The organism is Arthrobacter sp. Hiyo1 (genome assembly GCF_001263615.2).
Classification (GTDB): domain Bacteria; phylum Actinomycetota; class Actinomycetes; order Actinomycetales; family Micrococcaceae; genus Arthrobacter.
In genome coordinates this window covers 309,264-311,860 of the sequence record NZ_DF952471.1, presented here as the reverse complement: position 1 = coordinate 311,860, position 2,597 = coordinate 309,264, and the positions used below count along the sequence as shown (strand labels likewise).

Below are 2,597 nucleotides of genomic sequence, written 5' to 3'. Positions count from 1 at the left end.
ACGCTCGACGTCGAGTCGGCTCCCGGCGAGGGGACCGTGGTGGCAATCCGGCTGCCGCTGGGCACTAGCAACGCAGCCCTTGAGGCGTCCCCATGACCAACAACATCAGGGTTTTGCTGGTTGACGATCATCCCGTGGTGCGGGCGGGGCTCCGGGCCATGCTTGCCGACTTCGAAGGAGTCCAGGTCGTGGCGGAAGCGGCCGACGGCGGAGCCGCATTGGCGGAACTCTCGAAGCTCCACGCCCTCGGCGAACCTGTGGATGTTGTCCTCATGGACTTGCAAATGGGCTCGGGGATGGACGGCGTCACCGCCACCGGCAAGATCAAAGCCGGTGAGGCGGGGACTCCCCCGCCGCCGGTCCTGATCCTGACCACATATGACAACGACGCCGACATCCTCGCCGCAGTGGAAGCCGGAGCCAGCGGATACATGCTCAAAGACGCTCCACCTGAGCAAATCCGGCAGGCCGTGGTGGCTGCGGCCGCGGGTCAGACGGCCCTTGCGCCCGAGGTTGCCGCGCGGCTCATGGGCAGGATCCGCAGTCCGGTGCACGCCCTGAGCGCGCGTGAAGTCCAACTCGTGGAACTCCTCGCCACCGGAATGAGCAACCGTGCGATGGCGAAGCAACTCTTCATTTCCGAGGCCACGGTCAAGACCCATTTGGTGCACATTTACGGCAAGCTGGGTGTCGACAACCGGACCGCGGCCATCGCGGCGGCAACCCAGCGCAGGATCATCCGGAGTCAGTAGGGTTGGCGCGCAGCCTGGGTGCCTGTCGGACCCAACTGACTAGCGGTAAGTGTCGTTTTGGGGCCCGAAAACGACACTTACTGCGAGTTAGTTGGGCGAGGCCTGGTTCTTGAGCGCCTCAACCATCACAAAAGCGCAACGTGCTGTGATTTGTATCATTCCTGTCGGCCCGAGAAGGCATAATGGCGCAAATGGGGAAAACCAAGAATCTTGTCCTGGGGCTTGCCGCCTGATGATCGCCGGCTCGCTGGCCGCTTGTGATGACGGCCGCTCCGGGGCGGAGGGCGCTGCCAAGCAGCTCGCGTCGTCCCTCGCGGCGCTCGACGTCGGATCGCTCGCCGTCGACGGCAAGGATGCCGCAGCGGCGAATGAACAGCTCAAGGCGGTGTTCGCGGCCCTCGATCCGGCCAAGCCTTCGGTTGAAAGCGGCGCGGTAAAGCTCGACGGCGACAAAGCCTCGGTTCCGCTCAACTTCACGTGGAAGATCGGAACTGCGGAGTGGAAGTACACCTCCCAGGCCGCCCTGAAGAAATCGGGCGACAAATGGGCCGTCCAATGGAATTCGGCACTCTTGGAGCCGGATCTTAAGGACGGCGAGGTACTGGACAAGACTGTCATTGCGCCATCCAGGGCCGAGATCCTTGGCGCAGGGGATGCGAAATTGGTCAGCTACCGTCCGGTGGTTCAGGTGGGCATCGACAAGACCGCGATTGGATCGGCGGATCCCGCGGCTTCGGCGGCGAAGCTCGCGCAACTGGTCGGCGTGGACGAAGCCGCGTATGTGAAGCAGGTCCAGGCGTCCGGCCCGCAGGCATTCGTCAGTGCCATCACCCTGCGTCAAGAGGGCCGCACGATCACTGACCAGCAGATTGCTGCGATTCCGGGGGCCCGTGGCATTCCTGATTCCCTGCCTTTGGCACCGACGCGTACCTTCGCCCGCGCCGTGTTGGGTAGCGTCGCTGAGGCAAGCGCCGAACAGATCCAAAAAGCCGGGGGTGCCCTCAAGGCGGGAGATGTCGTAGGGACCGGCGGCCTGGAGGAACAATACGACAGCCAGCTCCGTGGCCAGGATGGGGTCTCCATCAAGGCCCGGCCGCAAGGCATGACCGACGACCAGATCAAGGCCGCGAAGCCCGACCCCCGCCGGGTGCTTTTTGCCGCCGACGCCAAGGCCGGCGATCCGCTGAAGACCACCCTGGATCCGCGCTTGCAACAGCTCGCCGAAGACACCTTGGCCGGGGTCGGCCCGGCCTCGGCAATTGTGGCGCTCCGCCCCTCGACCGGCGCCGTCCTGGCAGCGGCCTCTGGGCCCGGAAGCAACGGCTACAACACGGCAATGCTGGGCCAATACGCTCCGGGTTCCACCTTCAAGATCGTCGATTCCCTCGCCTTGATCCGCAATGGAATGACGCCGGATTCCAAGGTGGAATGCACGCCGACAATTACGGTGGACGGCCGGACCTTCAAGAACGCCGAAGGCTATCCGGCGTCGTCTCTTGGTTCTGTTGCTTTGCGTGACGCTTTCGCGCATTCGTGCAACACGGCCTTCATCAGTTCCAGGGACAAGGTCAGCCAAGCCCAGCTCGAGTCGGCGGCAACTTCATTGGGAGTGGCAGTCCAAGCCCCGAAGCTGGGGGCCGATGCCTTCCTGGGATCCGTCCCGGGAAACGCCGACGGCACCGAGCACGCAGCTTCGATGATCGGCCAGGGCAAAGTGCTGCTCTCTCCCCTCGCCGCAGCTATCATGGCCGGTTCGGTGGCACACGGCGCGCCGGTGTCGCCGCAACTCGTCCTGAACCCCGGCGCAGCCTCACCCTCCGCGGGTGCCACACCGACGGCGTCCGG

Annotated in this window: 2 protein-coding genes; both read left to right on the top strand. The window is 64.7% G+C overall.

From position 1 onward, the window contains the following. The first annotated feature begins 92 nt into the window (after positions 1-92). Complete coding sequence (locus AHiyo1_RS13030; protein WP_059388850.1) at positions 93-752, top strand: response regulator transcription factor; 660 nt, start codon at positions 93-95, stop codon at positions 750-752. Between the two features lie 232 nt (positions 753-984). Further along, the coding region (locus AHiyo1_RS13025; RefSeq protein WP_059388849.1) for a penicillin-binding transpeptidase domain-containing protein at positions 985-2,597 on the top strand (1,613 nt) is incomplete at its 3' end.